Source organism: Labrys sp. LIt4 (genome assembly GCF_017813775.1).
In the GTDB taxonomy this organism is placed as follows: Bacteria; Pseudomonadota; Alphaproteobacteria; order Rhizobiales; family Labraceae; genus Labrys; species Labrys okinawensis_A.
This window is the reverse complement of record NZ_JAGIPY010000002.1, coordinates 110995-127027: the sequence shown is the minus strand read 5'-3', so window position 1 is coordinate 127027 and position 16033 is coordinate 110995. Positions and strand designations below refer to the sequence as shown.

The 16033-nt window shown below is 65.6% G+C and carries 13 protein-coding genes and 1 other annotated feature; of the genes, 11 read left to right on the top strand and 2 right to left on the bottom strand.

Features of this window, described 5'->3' with window-relative positions:
• Position 1: 1 nt before the first annotated feature.
• On the bottom strand, positions 2 to 907 hold the full coding sequence (locus tag J8I29_RS03520; RefSeq protein ID WP_209430658.1) for an aromatic ring-hydroxylating dioxygenase subunit alpha: 906 nt from the start codon (positions 905 to 907) through the stop codon (positions 2 to 4).
• 44 nt (positions 908 to 951) lie between these two features.
• Entirely contained in the window at positions 952 to 1818 is an 867-nt protein-coding gene (locus J8I29_RS03515) for an aromatic ring-hydroxylating dioxygenase subunit alpha (RefSeq protein ID WP_209430657.1), read from the bottom strand.
• 195 nt (positions 1819 to 2013) lie between these two features.
• Between J8I29_RS03515 and J8I29_RS03510 the strand changes: the two genes are divergently transcribed.
• The 11 genes from J8I29_RS03510 (at position 2014) to J8I29_RS03460 (ending at position 15997) form a co-directional block, all read left to right on the top strand.
• Complete coding sequence (locus J8I29_RS03510; RefSeq protein WP_105861824.1) at positions 2014 to 2784, top strand: GntR family transcriptional regulator; 771 nt, start codon at positions 2014 to 2016, stop codon at positions 2782 to 2784.
• A gap of 62 nt (positions 2785 to 2846) precedes the next feature.
• Positions 2847 to 3941 (top strand): BMP family ABC transporter substrate-binding protein, encoded by a 1095-nt coding sequence (locus tag J8I29_RS03505; protein WP_209430656.1) that lies wholly within the window; start codon positions 2847 to 2849, stop codon positions 3939 to 3941.
• Between the two features lie 301 nt (positions 3942 to 4242).
• Positions 4243 to 5775 (top strand): ABC transporter ATP-binding protein, encoded by a 1533-nt coding sequence (locus J8I29_RS03500; RefSeq protein WP_209430655.1) that lies wholly within the window; start codon positions 4243 to 4245, stop codon positions 5773 to 5775.
• Positions 5765 to 6832, top strand: a complete 1068-nt coding sequence (locus J8I29_RS03495) for an ABC transporter permease (RefSeq protein WP_209430654.1) — start codon at positions 5765 to 5767, stop codon at positions 6830 to 6832. Before J8I29_RS03500 ends, J8I29_RS03495 begins: the two co-directional genes overlap by 11 nt.
• Entirely contained in the window at positions 6832 to 7752 is a 921-nt protein-coding gene (locus J8I29_RS03490) for an ABC transporter permease (RefSeq protein WP_209430653.1), read from the top strand. The genes J8I29_RS03495 and J8I29_RS03490 overlap by 1 nt, the downstream gene beginning before the upstream one ends.
• Before the next feature lie 264 nt (positions 7753 to 8016).
• Entirely contained in the window at positions 8017 to 9312 is a 1296-nt protein-coding gene (locus J8I29_RS03485; RefSeq protein WP_209430652.1) for an amidohydrolase family protein, read from the top strand.
• Positions 9313 to 9534: 222 nt separating this feature from the next.
• Positions 9535 to 10581: a BMP family protein gene (locus tag J8I29_RS03480; protein ID WP_209430651.1), complete on the top strand. Its 1047-nt coding sequence runs from the start codon at positions 9535 to 9537 to the stop codon at positions 10579 to 10581.
• Between the two features lie 190 nt (positions 10582 to 10771).
• On the top strand, positions 10772 to 12280 hold the full coding sequence (locus J8I29_RS03475; protein WP_245196633.1) for an ABC transporter ATP-binding protein: 1509 nt from the start codon (positions 10772 to 10774) through the stop codon (positions 12278 to 12280).
• Positions 12280 to 13335: an ABC transporter permease gene (locus J8I29_RS03470; RefSeq protein WP_209430650.1), complete on the top strand. Its 1056-nt coding sequence runs from the start codon at positions 12280 to 12282 to the stop codon at positions 13333 to 13335. Before J8I29_RS03475 ends, J8I29_RS03470 begins: the two co-directional genes overlap by 1 nt.
• Complete coding sequence (locus J8I29_RS03465) at positions 13332 to 14276, top strand: ABC transporter permease (protein WP_209430649.1); 945 nt, start codon at positions 13332 to 13334, stop codon at positions 14274 to 14276. Before J8I29_RS03470 ends, J8I29_RS03465 begins: the two co-directional genes overlap by 4 nt.
• A 111-nt stretch (positions 14277 to 14387) precedes the next feature.
• Positions 14388 to 14443, top strand: a sequence feature (sul1 is cis-regulatory element that is thought to sense ions involved in sulfur or methionine metabolism; They are found in Alphaproteobacteria).
• A gap of 69 nt (positions 14444 to 14512) precedes the next feature.
• Positions 14513 to 15997 (top strand): SulP family inorganic anion transporter, encoded by a 1485-nt coding sequence (locus J8I29_RS03460; RefSeq protein ID WP_209430648.1) that lies wholly within the window; start codon positions 14513 to 14515, stop codon positions 15995 to 15997.
• The last annotated feature ends 36 nt before the right edge of the window (positions 15998 to 16033 follow it).

Sequence of the window (16033 nt, the reverse complement as noted above, 5' to 3'; positions counted from 1 at the left end):
ATCAGGTCGCGGCGGGAATGACGCCATAGGTCACGCCCTTCTGGCTGAGCCAGCGGCGATAGGCGATCGCCGACTTGTCGGCGCGGATCGGCGTCTCGGCCCTGGGATCGAGCGGCAGGCGCTTGGGGAACTGGTTTTCCAGGATCGGCTTGTCCTGCCCGAAGATGGTCTGCTGGAATCGCTTGATCACCTTGTCCTCGTTCTCGTCGTCGAGGACGCACAGCATCATGTGGGCGCGGACATGCTCCTGGTCGACCGGCTGCAGGAAGACGGCGATGACGTCGCGCCGGCTCTCGTCGATCGGGCTCGATTTGTAGAGCACCGAGCAGAAGGGGTGGGGCACGCGGTAGACATAGTCGACATCGGCCCCGCCGGTCGAGACGGTGGAAGCCATCGGCTGGAAGAAGCGGCAGCGCGTCGCCAGGATCTCGTCGCGCTCGACCGAGATCTCGACGTCGTATTCCTTCACCTCGGTGTGCGGCTCGGCGCCGAGAATGTCGGTATGGACATAGGGAAAATGGCCCATGTCGAGAAAGTTCTCGATGGCACGCGGAGCGGAAACATGCACGCCCACGGTCGCGGCATTGAGGCGGCGGCGATCGGGTTCGGCGAATTCCGGGATGGGGAAGAGCTCCGCCGGCGGCGTGCCGAGCGATGTCCAGACATAGCCATAGGCTATTTTGACGGGGAGGGTATTCCCCAGGCCTGCGATATCGACGCTGTCGCCGTGACGAAGGCCGGGCCGGGCCCGCCAGACCGCGGCATCACCCTGCTCGTCGACGGCATAGCCGAGCCTCTCCTCCAGCAGCACGGTTTCCGCGACCCTGCCGGCGGGGGTTTCGGCCACCGCCGCGAGCGGGTGCCACAGATTGAGGGTCACCGGATCCTTGCATCGTGTCTGCGTCATTGCTCTTCCTCTTGGATCTCTCTTGGATCTTGGGGCGCCAGGCCTCAAAGCCGCGCCGGAATGGCGCCGTAGGAGACCGCATGGTCCCTGAGCCAGCGCCGATAATGGACGGAGACGGCATCGGCCCGGATCGGCGTCTCGGCGCGCGGATCGAGCGGCAGGCGCTTGGGCACCTGGTTTTCCAGGATCGGCTTGTCCTGGGCGAAGATCAACTGCATGAAGCCGCGGATGGCGGCCTCGCCGGTACCGTCCTTCACATAGCAAAGCAGGGGATGGGCCACGCAATTCTCCTCGTCCACCGGCTGGACGAACAGCACGATCACGTCGGAACGCTCCTTGTGCACGGAATTGCTCTTGTAGAGCGCCACCGTATAGGGCCGGATCACCTTATAGACATAGTCGACCAGGAAGCCGCCCTGCGCGGAAGGCGAGGCAAAAGGCTGGAAGAACCGGCACTCGGTCGCCAGGATCTCATCGGCTTCGGTCACCCGCACATGATAGGGCGCCACTTCCGTATGAGGCTCTTCTCCCAGGGTACCCGAATGCACGAAGGGCAGATGGCCCATGTCGAGAAAGTTCTCGACGGCCCGCAGCCCGGAGGCATGGACGGCGATCGAGCCGCCGGTCACCAGGTAGCGGTCCTCCTCCCCGGCCTCCGGCACGCTCGGAATATCGCGCTCCGCCACTCCCAGGCACGCCCACAGAAAGCCGTAGCGGCAGGTCGAAGCGAGCGGGCCGCCATCATCCTCGCGGACAACCCGCCAATCGGCACCGTCATCGCAGCGGATATCCAGCGCGACACCGAGCAGGCGGGTTCGGAAGGGCTTGCCGGGTATCAGGTTCGCCAGATCGGCAATCACGTGCCAGTCGTTCAGAAGGACTTGGTCGCTACAAAGGGTTGCTTGGCTCATCGCACCCTCCCCTCGGCTAGCTCTTCCCCATGAACCTAGCTCCGTTACGGGCATTGGAACCACAGGATTGGATATCAATCAATTAAAAATTGCACGACAAAGAAGGATTCTTGATTGACACGGAGGGAAGATTGAATACCGATATGCTGCAGGCAGTTCGGACATGCCGTGCTGCCGGCGCGGGAGGTATTGGGCATGAGCAGCCGCTCGCAGGCGATCGCCGACATCCTGACCCGGGCCATCATCGAGCACCGGCTGGTGCCCGGCTGCAAGCTCGGCGAACGGGAGCTCGCCGAGATCTTCGACGTCAGCCGCATCGTGGTGCGCCAGGCCCTGATCCGGCTCGCCGATGACGGCCTCGCCCAGATCGAGCGCAATCGCGGCGCTTTCGTGGCCCGCCCCGGCATGCAGGAAGCGCTGGAAATCTACGACGCGCTGACTCTGGTCGAACAGGGCGTGGCGGCCCAGCTCAGCGACCGGCTGGGCCCGGCCGGCTGGGCCGAATTGCGCCAGCACGTCGAACGCCAGCGCCAGGCCATCGCCGCCGGCAACGACGCCCTGGCTGATGTCCTCGGCCAGGAATTCCACACGATCTTCGTCCGCCTCAGCCGCAACAAGGTGATGCAGGATATCCACGCCCAGCTTGTCCGCCGCACCACGCTGCTGCGCTCGCTGGTCACGGCCGATTTCGATTATTGCAACCTGATCGACGACCATTCGCGGGTGATCGACCTGCTCGAGAAGGGCCGTCTCAAACAGGCGATGGAACTGATCGACACCCATCACCGCAGCGTGGTGCGGGGCTATATCATGGATCGGCAGGTCTTTCCGGAGCTGTCGCCCCGCGAAGCCCTGGAGCCCTATCTGGAGCCGAAAGCCGGCGAAGTTTCGCAAACTCGGCGCCAGCCCGCCCGCAAGAGCAATGGTGAGGCGGCAAAGCATCGCCACAGCCACACTTCGAAATAGACACTTCCATACAGACTCGGCGACAAGCCGGGCATTCACCGAGCCAACAGAGGACTGCCATCATGATCGACCTGACGAGGCGAAAATTCCTGCAATATTCCGGCATGGCCGGCGCTGCCCTGGGAACCGCCAGCTTTGCGAGCCGCGCCTATGCCGACGAGCCGCTCAAGATCGGTGTCGTCTACGTCTCGCCCGTGGCCGATATCGGCTGGACCAAGCAGCACAGCCTCGGCGTCGAAGCGATCAAGAAGGAATTCGGCGACAAGGTCGCCATCACCGTCATCGACAACATCTTCATGCCGCAGGATGCCGAACGCGTCTTCCGCGAATTGGCCTCCTCGGGCAACAAGCTGATCTTCGGCACCAGCTTCTCGCATGGCACGCCGCTGCAGAAGGTGGCGCCGCGCTTCCCCAAGCTCGCCTTCGAGCACTGCTCGGGCATCGTGCACCTGGCCAATCTCGGCACCTTCGAAGCCAAATATTACGAGGGTACCTTCGTCGCCGGCGCCGCGGCCGGCCATATGACGAAATCCGGTAAGATCGGCTTCATCGGCGGCTTCCCGATCCCCGACATCGTCGGCCCGGCCAATGCGCTGCTGCTCGGCGCCCAGAGCGTGAAGCCCGAAATCACCTGCAACGCCATCTTCCTCAATTCCTGGTTCGATCCCGGCAAGGAGAAGGAGGCCGCCAAGACCCTGCTGTCGCAGGGCTGCGACGTGATCTGCTCGATGACCGATACCGCAACCGGCGTGCAGGTCGCCGGCGAAGGCGGGGCCTGGTCGATCGGCTATGCCAGCGACATGGCGAAGTTCGGGGCCGGCAAGCAGATTACTGCCTTCACCCTCGACTGGTCGAGCGACTATGTGCGCGCCGCCAAGGGGGTAGCCGAAGGCAATTGGAAGCCCGAGGCGCGCTGGGACGGGCTCGCCGGCGGCGTGGTCAAGATGGCGCCCTATAACGAGGCCATCCCTGGCGATGTCGTCGCCAAGCTCAAACAGCTGGAGGCCGATATCGGCTCGGGCAAGGTCCACCCCTATGCGGGCGAGCTCAAGGACCAGGGCGGTGCCGTCAAGGTTGCGGCCGGCGCGGTGGCCACGGATGCGGACATTCGCGGCATGAACTGGTTCGTCAAGGGCATGATCGGCAAGCTCGGATAAGGGGTAGACCAGGCTCTGACCAAACGGAGAAAGGCGCGCCAAGCCTCCCCCACGAAGCTGGGGGAGGTGGCCCGACGAAGTCGGGTCGGAGGGGGTGCGGCGAGCCGGGTCGCAATCCATCAAAAGCTTGCGCAACCGTAGCGCCGTCTTGTGATGCACTCTGCGCTGCCCGCCACACCCCATCCGCCCAAACTCCGTTTGGGCACCTTCCCCAGCTTCGTGGGGAAGGCTTGTCGCGCCTCATTGGGTAGCGTGCGCGCTCCAGGCTCACCTTCCCCCACCCCGTATTCAAGGACCGGCCATGACCCCGCGCCTCGAATTGCGCAACATCACCAAGAGCTATCCCGGCGTGATTGCCAATGACGGCATCTCGCTCTCGATCATGCCCGGGGAAATCCACGCGGTGCTGGGTGAGAACGGCGCCGGCAAGTCGACGCTTATGAAGATCATCTATGGCGCGGCCCAAGCCGATTCCGGCGAGATCCTTTGCGACGGCAGGCTGATCGAGGCGCATGACCCGGCAAGCTCGCGCGCCCTCGGCATCGAGATGGTCTACCAGCATTTCGCCTTGTTCGAGTCGGTCACCGTCGTCGAGAACATCGCCCTCAGCGCTCCCGGCCCGTTCCGACTGGAAGAACTGGCTAGGCGGATCACGGCGCTGTCGGAGCGCTATGGCATGCCGATCGATCCCTGGCGCCGGGTGCACGACCTCTCGGTCGGCGAACGCCAGCGCGTCGAAATCGTGCGCTGCCTCCTGCGCACGCCCAAGCTCCTGATCCTGGACGAGCCGACCTCGGTTCTCACGCCGCAGGCGGTGGCGAAACTGTTCGAGACGCTGCGCCAGCTCGCCGCCGAAGGCTGCAGCATCCTCTATATCAGCCACAAGCTCGACGAGGTGCAGGCGCTGTGCGACTCCGCCACCGTGCTGCGCAACGGCCGGGTGACCGGCACCGCCAAGCCCAAGCAGAGCACCTCGGTGGAGCTGGCCCGGCTGATGGTCGGATCGACCCTGCCCGAGATGAAGGTCACGCCCTCGACGCGCAGCGCGGAGCCGATCCTTCAGGTACGCGGCCTGTCGGTGCCGTCAGACAAGGGGAGCGTTGCCCTCCACGACGTCGGTTTCGCCGTGCATGGCGGCGAGATCGTCGGCCTCGCGGGCGTCTCGGGCAATGGCCAGGCCGAGCTGATCGCCGCCCTCAGCGGAGAGCGCCCAGTCGCGGAGCATGAGGCCATCCGTTTCGGTGGGCAGGCCGTCGGCCGGCTCGATGCCGCCGCCAGGCGCCGGCGCGGCTTTGCTTTCGTGCCCGAGGAAAGGCTCGGCCGCGGTGCCGTGCCGCCGCATACGCTGTGGGAGAACGCCGTGCTCACGGCCCATGGCAAGGACCTGGTGCGCCATGGCCTGGTCGACCGCAAGCGGGCGATGGGCTTTGCCGGCAGCGTCATCGAGACATTCAAGGTCAAGGCAAACGGTCCGCGCGCGAGCGCGCGCAGCCTGTCCGGCGGCAATCTGCAGAAATTCATCGTGGGGCGGGAAATCGCGCTGGCGCCGACCCTGTTCCTGGTCTCCCAGCCGACCTGGGGAGTCGATGTCGGCGCGGCCGCCTTCATCCACCAGACGCTGATCGATCTCAGCCGGGCGGGCGCTGCCGTGCTGGTGATTTCCGAGGAACTCGATGAGCTCTTCGAGATCTGCGACCGGCTGCTGGTGATCTGCCAGGGGCGGGTCTCGCCGCCCCTCGTCCGGACGGAAACCAATCGCGAAGAGGTCGGCCTGCTCATGACGAGGATCGGTGGCGAGGGCCAGAATGGCGGGAGCGGTTCCGTTGCGCTTTAAGATCGAACAAAGACCCGAACCGTCCGCCGCCATACGCCTCGCCGCGCCCCTGGTCGCGGCCCTGCTCACCTTGCTTGTCGGCTCCATTCTGTTCCTAGCGCTGGGCCAGGATCCGCTTCAGACCCTGCAGGCCTTCTTCATCGCGCCGCTGAACTCGATGAACGGCGTCTCGGAATGGCTCCTGAAGGCCTCGCCCCTGATCCTGATCGCCTGTGGGCTCGCCATCGGCTTTCGAGCCAATGTCTGGAACATCGGCGCGGAGGGCCAATTGATCATCGGGGCGATCGCCGCCTGCGGCGTCGGCCTGTTCTATCCTGATCCGGAAAGCAGGCTGCTGCTGCCATTGATGATCCTGGCCGGCGCGCTGGCCGGGATGGCCTGGGCCGCGATTCCCGCCTTCCTCAGGGCGCGGATGAACACCAACGAGATCCTGGTCACCTTGATGCTGACCTATATTGCCGGCCTGCTGCTGTCCTGGCTGGTGCATGGCCCCTGGCGCGACCCGGCCGGCTTCAACTATCCGCAGACGGCGCTGCTGCCCCCCGCCGCGATGTTTCCCGTCTTCGACGATGCCTATCGCCTCAACACCTCTGTGATCCTCACCGTGATCGGGGTGATCGCGATGTGGCTGTTCACCGACCGCAGCTTCCTCGGCTACAAGATGTCGGTGAGCGGCGCCGCTCCACTCGCCGCCCGCTATGCAGGCTTCCGCGAATCCGCGGCGGTGTGGATCGGCCTTCTCGCCGGCGGCGCGGCCGCAGGCATTTCAGGCATGGCCGAACTGTCCGGGCCGCTCGGGCAATTGTCCCCGCAGGTCTCGCCCGGCTACGGCTTTGCGGCGATCATCGTCGCCTTCATCGGCCGGCTCAACGCTTTCGGCATCGTCCTCGGCGGCCTGTTGATGTCACTTCTCTTCCTCGGCGGCGAAAGCGTGCAGCTCACCATCGGCCTGTCCTCCTCCCTCACCCGCATCTTCCAGGGCATCCTGCTGTTCTTCCTGCTCGCCGCGGATTTCTTCATCTTCTACCGGTTCAGCCCTGTGCGGGAGCATGCCTGATGGACCTCACCATCGCGATCTTCACCGGCACCATCATCGCCGCCACGCCGCTGATCTATGCCGCCCTCGGCGAATTGGTGGTGGAGAAATCCGGCGTCCTCAACCTGGGCATCGAGGGCATGATGCTGATGGGCGCCGCCTTCGCCTTCTGGGCGGTGATGGCGGGCCTGCCCATGCCCGTCGCCATCCTGATCGGCGCGCTGGCAGGGGCCGCAGCCTCGCTGCTGTTCGGCGTGCTCGCCCTCACCTTTCTCACCAACCAATATGCCGCCGGCCTGGCGCTCGCCATTTTCGGCTCGGGCATCTCCGCCTTTGTCGGGCGCAATTTCGGCAGCGCCCCGATCGAGGCCCTGAAGCCGCTCGACATCCCGCTGCTCTCCCAGCTTCCGGTGATCGGGCCGATGTTCTTCCGCTTCGACGCGCTGGTCTATCTCGCGCTTATACTGTTCGCGGCGATCAGCTGGTTCCTCTATCGCACCAAGGCCGGCCTGATCCTGCGCACCATGGGCGAGTCGCCGGAGACCTCGCATGCGATCGGCTATCCGGTGGTGCGCATCCGCTACATGGCCGTGCTGTTCGGCGGCTTGATGGCGGGCCTTGCTGGTGCCTATCTCTCGGTCGCCTACACGCCGCTCTGGGTCGAGAACATGACGGCCGGCAAGGGCTGGATTTCGCTGGCCCTGGTGGTCTTCGCCACCTGGCGGCCTTTGCGCGTTCTGCTCGGCGCCTGGCTGTTCGGCGGCATGACCATCCTGCAATTGCAGGGCCAGGCGCTCGGCCTTGCCGTGCCCTCCGAGTTGCTGTCGGCCCTGCCCTATCTCGCCACCATCGTGGTGCTGGTGCTGATCTCGCGCAACCGCCAGATGCTGGCCCTGCACTTCCCGGCCTCGCTGGCCAAACCGTTCAGGCCGGCGGGATGAGGGCCGGGCGCTTCACCTAAGCTTCTTCGATTTTACGCGACCTTTGTCATTGCCGGGCTTGACCCGGCAATCCAGCTCTTCCTGCCGGTTTGCACGTGCGGCTTCTGGATAGCCGGGTCAAGCCCGGCTATGACAAATCGGAGCGCCTCCCCTTCGGTGGACTGCATTGAGGGCAAGGCGGATTGACTCATTGGCCGAATCCGTCAAACCGCCCATGATGGCAGTCGCCCTTCCCTCCTGAACGACTTTAACGGAACCGCACCGATGTCGCTCGACCTCATCGTCACCAACGCCACCCTGCCCGACGGACGTACCGGCCAGGACATCGCTGTAACGGGCGGACGCATCACCGCGATCGAGCCGGGCATCGCGGCCGAGGCGGCCCAGCGCATCGATGCCGGCGGACATCTGGTGGCGCCCCCCTTCGTCGACTGCCACTTCCACATGGACGCCACTTTGTCGCTGGGCCTTCCCCGGCTCAACCAGTCGGGCACGCTCCTGGAAGGCATTGCGCTGTGGGGCGAGCTCAAGCCCATGCTGACCCATGAGGCGGTGATCGAACGGGCGCTGCGCTATTGCGATCTCGCCGTCAGCCAGGGACTGCTGGCCGTGCGCAGCCATGTCGACATCTGCGACGACCGTCTGCTCGCGGTCGAGGCGCTGCTCGAGGTCAAGGCCAGGGTGAAACCCTATCTCGACCTGCAGCTCGTCGCCTTCCCGCAGGACGGCTATTACCGCTCGCCCACGGCCGCCCGGAATCTCGAGCGGGCGCTCGACATGGGCGTCGACGTGGTGGGCGGCATTCCCCATTTCGAGCGCACCATGGAGGACGGTACCGCCTCGGTGAAGGCCCTGTGCGCCATCGCCGCCAAGCGCGGCCTGATGATCGACCTGCATTGCGACGAGAGCGACGATCCGCATTCGCGCCATATCGAGACGCTGGCGGCGGAGGCCCATCGCCTCGGGCTGGGCCGGCGGGCCGCCGGCTCGCATCTCACCTCCATGCATTCGATGGATTCCTATTACGTCTCCAAGCTGCTGCCTCTGATCCTGGAGGCAGGGATCTTCGCGATCGCCAATCCGCTGATCAACATCACCTTGCAGGGCCGCCACGACGGCTATCCCAAGCGCCGCGGCCTGATGCGCATTCCCGAGATGCGGGCGCTCGGCATCCCCGTGGCGCTCGGCCAGGATTGTGTGATGGATCCCTGGTACGGGCTCGGCGGCGCCGACATGCTGGATGTCGCGCACATGGCGGTGCATGCCGTGCCGATGACCAGCCGCGAGGCGATACGCTGGGCCTTCGAGGCGGTGACGTCGGTACCGGCTGCCGTCATGGGTCTGGAGGACTATGGCCTCGCCAAAGGCTGCCATGCCGATTTCGTCATCCTGCAGGCGGCCGATACGATCGAGGCCGTGCGCATGCGCCCCACCCGCCTCGCCGTGGTACGCCGCGGCAAGGTGATTGCTGAGACCCCGGCCCGGCGCAGTACGCTCGACCTGCCAGGCCGCCCTGCCAGCCTCGATCCGGCGAGCTATGCACCCAAGGCAGCGGGGTAAATGGGGGGCTGGTCTTCAGACCAGCCTGAAAACACCACGCCAGCCGGAGGGAAGCAGGCTGGTCTGAAGACCAGCCCCCCGAACCGAATTTTGACCATCTGGACAGCCCTCTCGCCGCAGGGCACATTGCTCCGGCAAGAGCCGTCAAGTGCTTGGCAATCCAGACGTTCCATCCCGTATTTCGAACCGTTTTAAACTTCATCCGAGACAGAGGGGAATGACATGTCGCGCAGAGATCGCAGCCCGCTTCAGGGAAGCTCGCAAGGGGAACCAGGCCTGTCGCGCCGCCATTTCATCGGGCTGGGCGCCGCCGGCCTGGTTGCTGCCGGCCTGCCGCTGCCGGCGCTCGCCGCCTCCGACAAGAAACTCAAGGTTGCCGCCATCTTCGCCACCCCGATCGAGGAACCCTGGGACAAGCAGATCCATCTCGCGCTGCAGAAGGCCGTCAAGGAACTCGATATCGAGTACAAATTCTCCGAAAAGGTCCAGGCCTCGGATTTCGGCCGCGTCATGCGCGAATATGCCCAGGGCGGCTACGAGCTGGTGATGGGTGATGCCTTCGCCGCCGAACGCGAGTCGCGCCGCACCGCCAAACAGTTCCCCAAGACCGCCTTCCTGTTCGGCTCCGGGGCCGGGCCGGCCGAGCCCAATTTCGGCGTGTTCGACAACTGGATCCACGAACCGGCCTATCTGTCGGGGCTGATCGCCGGCAAGATGACCAAGTCCAACACCGTCGGCGCCGTGGCCGCCATGGGCATTCCCGAGGTCAACCGCCTGGTGAACGCCTTCTTCGCCGGCGCCAAGGAGGCCAATCCGCAGGTGAAGAAGAAGGTCACCTTTATCGGTTCCTTCTTCGATCCGCCCAAGGCCAAGGAAGCCGCCATCGCCCAGATCGATGGCGGCGTCGACGTCATCTACGCCGAGCGCTTCGGCGTGATCGACGCGGCCAGGGAAAAGAAGATCTATGCGATCTCCAACATGTCCGATCAATCCGACCAGGGGCCGGACACCGTGATCACGGGCCCGGTCTGGGACATGTACCCGACCGTGCAGCAAGCCATCAAAATGGTACGCGCCGGCGTGTTCACCGCCCAGGACTATGGCGATTTCTCGCGCATGGCCAAGGGCGGCTCCTCGCTCGCGCCCTATCACAAGTTCGACAAGCTGCTGCCGGCCGAGGTGAAGGACCTGGTGGAGAAGAAAAAGGCGGAGATCCTCGCCGGCACCTTCCGCGTCGACGTCGACGAGAATACCCCCGTTTCGGATTGAGCATAATTTACCCTCCCCTGGAGGGGGAGGGTCGACGCGCAGCGTCGGGGTGGGGTGGCCAGCGCTCCTCAACGACGGTGTCGATATTGATGGTTTTGAAGAAAATCATTGCCGGCCATCATCCCACCCCGGACTTCGTCCGACCCTCCCCTTCTAGGGGAGGGTAGAACGCCAGGTGCGCCTTTCGCCCATGCCCCTTTCCACTCCCCTCGTCGAGATGCGCGGCATCTCCAAGCGCTTCGGCGCCGTGCAGGCCAATGCGGACGTCGATCTCCTGGTGCGCCCGGGCGAGATCGTCGGCCTGCTCGGCGAGAACGGGGCCGGCAAGACCACGCTGATGAACATCCTGTTCGGCGCCTATGCGGCCGACGAGGGCGAGATCCTGATCGAGGGACAGACATGGCGCATCCACAATTCCGCCGATGCGCTTGCAGCCGGCATCGGCATGGTGCACCAGCACTTCCACCTCGCGCCGCGCCTCAGCGTGCTCGAAAACCTGCTGGTCGGCCTGCCGGGGCGCGGCGGTCGGCTTGACCGGGCCGGCGCCCTCGCCCGCCTCGGCGAGATCGCCGCCAAGTTCAATCTTCGCCTCGATCCGGACAGGCCGGTTTCCTCGCTTGCCGTCGGCGAGCAGCAACGCCTGGAAGTGATCAAGGCCCTGTTCCGCGGCGCAAGGCTCCTCATCCTCGACGAACCCACGGCCGTCCTCGCGCCCGAAGAGGCGGAAGGACTGTTCAAGGCGCTGCGCGCCATGACGGCCGAGGGCCTCGGCATCATCTTCATCTCGCACAAGCTCACGGAGGTGCGCGCCATCACCGATCGCTGCGTGGTGCTGCGCCATGGCCGCGTCGTCGGCTCCATCGCCGAGCCCGCCAGGACCTCCTCGGCCGAGATGGCGCGGCTGATGTGCGGCCAGGAGATCGTGCCGCCGCAACGCCCCGCCTCCGAGCCCGGCGCCGTGGTCCTGTCGCTCGATGACGTCTCGACCGATCGCCATGGCGGCATGCGGCTCGCCGGCGTTTCCCTTTCCGTGCGCGAGGGCGAGATCCTCGGCATTGCCGGGGTGACCGGCAATGGCCAGAGGGCGCTGGCGGACGTGGTCGCGGGCATGCTTTCCCCCTCGGCAGGCTCATTGAAGATCGCCGGCGCCGAGGTCGTGCCCTATGGCCCGCGCCGCGTGCAGGAGATGGGGCTCGGCCGCATCCCCGAGGATCGCATGACCCAGGGTATGGTCACCGCCGTGCCGCTCGCGGACTCGATGGTGCTGCCGCGCATCGGCACCGCCGCTTTCAGTGCGCGCGGCCTGCTCAAGCCCGGCGCCATCCAGGCCTTCGCCGAGGAGCAGATCCGGGCCTTCGACATACGCTGCGCCGGGCCCATGGCAAGAGCCGGTTCCCTTTCCGGCGGCAACATGCAGAAGGCCCTCCTGGCGCGCGAACTCGCCTTCGATCCCAAGGTGCTGATCGTGGCCCAGCCCACCCGCGGCCTCGACGTCGGCGCCGCCCGCTTCGTGCATGAGCGCTTCCTCGACCTGCGCGCCCGCCGCCGCGGCCTGATCGTGATCAGCGAGGATCTGGAAGAATTGCTCACCCTCTCCGACCGCATCGCCGTGCTCTATGAGGGTCGGGTCGCCGGCATTCTGCCGGCCGGCGAAGCCACGATCGAGAAACTCGGCCTCTTGATGACGGGAGCCCACTGATGCTCAGGCTGGAACCCCGCCAATCCACACCGGTCTGGCTGAATGTCGCCTTGCCCGTGCTGGCGGTCGTGGTCGCGCTCGTCCTGTGCAGCGGCCTGATCGTACTCGCCGGGGCCAATGTGTTCGAGGCCTATGGGCTGATGCTGAAGGGCGCCTTCGGTGATTTCTACGCTCTCACCGAGACGCTGGTGAAAGCGGCGCCGATGATCTTCACCGGCCTCGCCGTTGCCGTCGCCTTCCGGGCCAAGTTCTGGAACATCGGCGCCGAGGGCCAGTTGATGGCCGGCGCGGTGGCAAGCTGTTTCGTCGGCGCCTTTCCGATGCCCGGGCCGCTCGCCTACGTCGCCATGGCGTTGGCAGGGGCGCTGGCCGGCGGCATCGCCGCACTGATCCCGGCCCTCCTCAGGGTGAAGCTCAGGGTCGACGACGTCGTCTCCTCGCTTCTCCTCAATTCGGTGATCCTGCTCGGCGTGCTCGCCCTCATCGAGGGTCCCTGGAAGGATTCGCTCTCGGGCTATCCGATCTCGCCGCCGATCGAGGACAGCGCCAATTTCCCCGTTTTCTTCGAGGGCACGCGCCTGCATCTGGGCGTCCTGGCCGCTTTGCTGGCCGCCCCCGCTGTCTGGTTCCTGATCACGCGCACCACGCTGGGTTTCGCCATCCGCGTTACTGGCGAGAATGCCGAGGCGGCCGCCTATGGCGGCATCAAGATCAACGCCATCCTCGTCACCACCGCTCTGCTTTCCGGCGGGCTGGCGGGCCTGGCCGGCGTCGGGGAGGTCGGCGGCGTGCATTTCCAGGTGATGGGGGATCTGTCGCCGGGCTATGGCTATAGTGGCATCGTGATCGCCATGCTGGCCCGCCTCAATCCGCTCGGCGTGGTGCCGGCCGCCCTGTTCTTCGCGGCGGCAATGACCGGCGCGGAAGCGATGTCGCGCGCCACCGGCGTGCCGGTCTTTCTGGCCGACGTCATCCAGGGCACCTCGCTGCTCACCATGCTGGTCGCGCTCCTGTTCACCTCCTATCGCCTACGCTATCAGAGGGTCACGGCATGAACCTGGTCCTCGAACAGATCTTCCAGGTCGGTTTCTTCGCCGCGACCCTGCGCATCGCCACCCCGCTGATCTTCGCCACGCTGGGCGAGCTGATCTCCGAACGATCAGGCGTGCTCAATCTCGGCATCGAGGGCATCATGCTGCTCTCGGCCATGACCGGTTTCACCGCCGCCTATTTCACCGGCAGCCCCTGGCTTGGTGTCCTCGCCGCCATCGCGACCGGCGCCCTGCTCGGGGCGCTGCATGCCGTGCTGACGGTGGCGCTCGGCCTCAGCCAGCATGTCTCCGGCATCGGCATCACTTTGTTCGCCTCCGGCCTTGCCTATTTCTTCTATCGCCTGGTGTTCGGCCAGCAGGCCTCGCCGCCGACCATCGCCGCCTTCCAGCCGGTGCCGATCCCCGGCCTTGCCGAGATACCGGTACTGGGGCCGATCCTGTTCAACCAATATGCCCTGGTCTATCTCGCGCTGATCGGCGTTATCATCACCGCCTTCCTGATCTATCGCACGCCCTGGGGCCTCGGCCTGCGCATGGTCGGCGAAAACCCGCGCGCCGCCGATTCCGCGGGCATCAGCGTCACCGCCCGCCGCTTCGAGGCCGTCATCCTGGGCGGTGCCCTGATGGGCCTCGGCGGTGCCTTCCTCACCATGGCCCAGTTCAACGCCTTCACCTTCGGCGTGATCTCGGGACGCGGCTGGATCTGCATCGCTTTGGTGGTGTTCGGGCGCTGGGATCCCCTGCGCGCCACCGGTGCCGCCCTGCTCTTTGCCTGCGTCGACGCGCTGCAGCTTCGCCTGCAGGCGGTCGGGCTGGGACACATCCCCTACCAGATTTTCCTGATGCTGCCCTTCCTGCTCACCATCGTCGCCATGGCGATGATGTCGCGCAATGCGGTGGCGCCGGCCGCCCTGCTCAAGCCCTTCCGCAAGGAGGAGCGCTGAGCGCGAAAACGCGGCCGCGCTCGATTTGCTGCCGACCGCAACAAAATTGCAGTCGGTGCGGCCTTGCACCTTGCCTCGGTCCGCGCCTTGCCGCTAGAAGGGGCTCATTCAGAAGGACCCGGTGGAATTCCGGGTGGCTCTTCCGGCCGCCGATCCGCCGGATAACGCAAATGTCGTGACAGCATCCACCGGCCCGATTCACCGGGTATGGCCGCATGTCCCTTGCGAATTTTCTCATGAACAAATTGTCTGCCTATTCCCGGGAATGGTTTTCCAATCCGCGCGGCGACGTACTTTCCGGCATCGTCGTGGCTCTCGCCCTGATCCCCGAAGCCATCGGCTTTTCGGTGATCGCGGGCGTCGACCCCAAGGTCGGCCTCTACGCCTCCGTGGTGATCGCCTGCGTGATCGCCTTCACCGGCGGGCGCCCCGCCATGATCTCGGCGGCAACCGCCTCCACGGCCGTGCTGATGACCGGCCTCGTGCGCGACCACGGCGTGCAATATCTCTTTGCGGCCACCATCCTGATGGGCGTCTTCCAGATCATCGCCGGCTTTCTCAAGCTCGGCCGGCTGATGCGCTTCGTCTCGCAGTCGGTGATGACGGGCTTTGTCAACGCCCTGGCGATCCTGATCTTCCTGGCCCAGCTGCCCGAGCTCGTGCATGTGCCGGTGGCGACCTATGGCCTGATCGCCTTCGGCCTCGCCATCATCTATCTGTTTCCCTATGTGACCAAGGCCGTTCCGGCGCCCCTGGTTGCAATCACCGTGCTTACCGCCATCGCCTGGGGGTTCGGGATGGACGTGCGCACCGTGGCCCATCTGGGCGAGCTTCCCTCCGCCTTGCCGAGCTTCGGCCTGCCTGAGGTGCCGCTGACGCTGGAGACGTTGCGGATCCTGACGCCGGTGGCGCTCACTTTGGCAGCCGTGGGCCTGCTCGAATCCTTGCTCACCGCGCAGATCGTCGACGACATGACGGATACGCCGAGCAACAAGAACCGCGAATGCGCCGGCCAGGGCATCGCCAACATGGCCTCGGCCCTGTTCGGCGGCATGGGCGGCTGCGCCATGATCGGCCAGTCGGTGATCAACGTCTCCTCCGGCGCCCGCGGCCGCCTATCCTCGCTGGTGGCCGGGGGCTTCCTCCTGATCCTGCTGGTGGCGCTGCAGGACCTGCTCGCCATCGTGCCGGTCGCCGCCCTGACGGCGGTGATGATCATGGTCTCGATCAATACCTTCTCTTGGCGCTCGCTCCTGCAATTGCGCAGTAACCCCGTGCCCTCCTCCGTGGTGATGCTGGCAACCGTCGGCACCGTGGTGGCGACGGCCGACCTCGCCAAGGGCGTGCTGGTGGGCGTACTGCTGTCGGGCGTATTCTTCGCCGGCAAGGTCTCACGCCTCAGCCGTGTGCGCTCGAGCCTCTCGGCCGACGGCAGGGAACGCGTCTATCGGGTGGAAGGGCAGATCTTCTTTGCCTCGGCGGGCACCTTCAGCGATGCCGTCGACGTACAGGAACCCGTCAAGCGCATCGTCATCGACGTCGGCGCGGCGCATTTCTGGGATATCTCGGCGGTTGGCGCACTCGACCGCATCGTCCTCAAGGCGCGTCGCCATGGGCGCGAGGTCGAGGTCGTCGGCCTCAACGAGGCCAGCGCCACCCTGGTGGAGCGCTTCGCCGTGCACGACAAGGAAGGCCAGGCCCGCTCTTTGCCGTCGCATTGAGGTGCGCTTCGCCCGACTTTTGAAATCGGGGACTCG

Coding starts and splice junctions, on each gene's coding strand:
- J8I29_RS03520 (WP_209430658.1), bottom strand. CDS start 907: ATGACGCAGACACGATGCAAGGATCCGGTGACCCTCAATCTGTGGCAC.
- J8I29_RS03515 (WP_209430657.1), bottom strand. CDS start 1,818: ATGAGCCAAGCAACCCTTTGTAGCGACCAAGTCCTTCTGAACGACTGG.
- J8I29_RS03510 (WP_105861824.1), top strand. CDS start 2,014: ATGAGCAGCCGCTCGCAGGCGATCGCCGACATCCTGACCCGGGCCATC.
- J8I29_RS03505 (WP_209430656.1), top strand. CDS start 2,847: ATGATCGACCTGACGAGGCGAAAATTCCTGCAATATTCCGGCATGGCC.
- J8I29_RS03500 (WP_209430655.1), top strand. CDS start 4,243: ATGACCCCGCGCCTCGAATTGCGCAACATCACCAAGAGCTATCCCGGC.
- J8I29_RS03490 (WP_209430653.1), top strand. CDS start 6,832: ATGGACCTCACCATCGCGATCTTCACCGGCACCATCATCGCCGCCACG.
- J8I29_RS03485 (WP_209430652.1), top strand. CDS start 8,017: ATGTCGCTCGACCTCATCGTCACCAACGCCACCCTGCCCGACGGACGT.
- J8I29_RS03480 (WP_209430651.1), top strand. CDS start 9,535: ATGTCGCGCAGAGATCGCAGCCCGCTTCAGGGAAGCTCGCAAGGGGAA.
- J8I29_RS03475 (WP_245196633.1), top strand. CDS start 10,772: ATGCCCCTTTCCACTCCCCTCGTCGAGATGCGCGGCATCTCCAAGCGC.
- J8I29_RS03470 (WP_209430650.1), top strand. CDS start 12,280: ATGCTCAGGCTGGAACCCCGCCAATCCACACCGGTCTGGCTGAATGTC.
- J8I29_RS03465 (WP_209430649.1), top strand. CDS start 13,332: ATGAACCTGGTCCTCGAACAGATCTTCCAGGTCGGTTTCTTCGCCGCG.
- J8I29_RS03460 (WP_209430648.1), top strand. CDS start 14,513: ATGAACAAATTGTCTGCCTATTCCCGGGAATGGTTTTCCAATCCGCGC.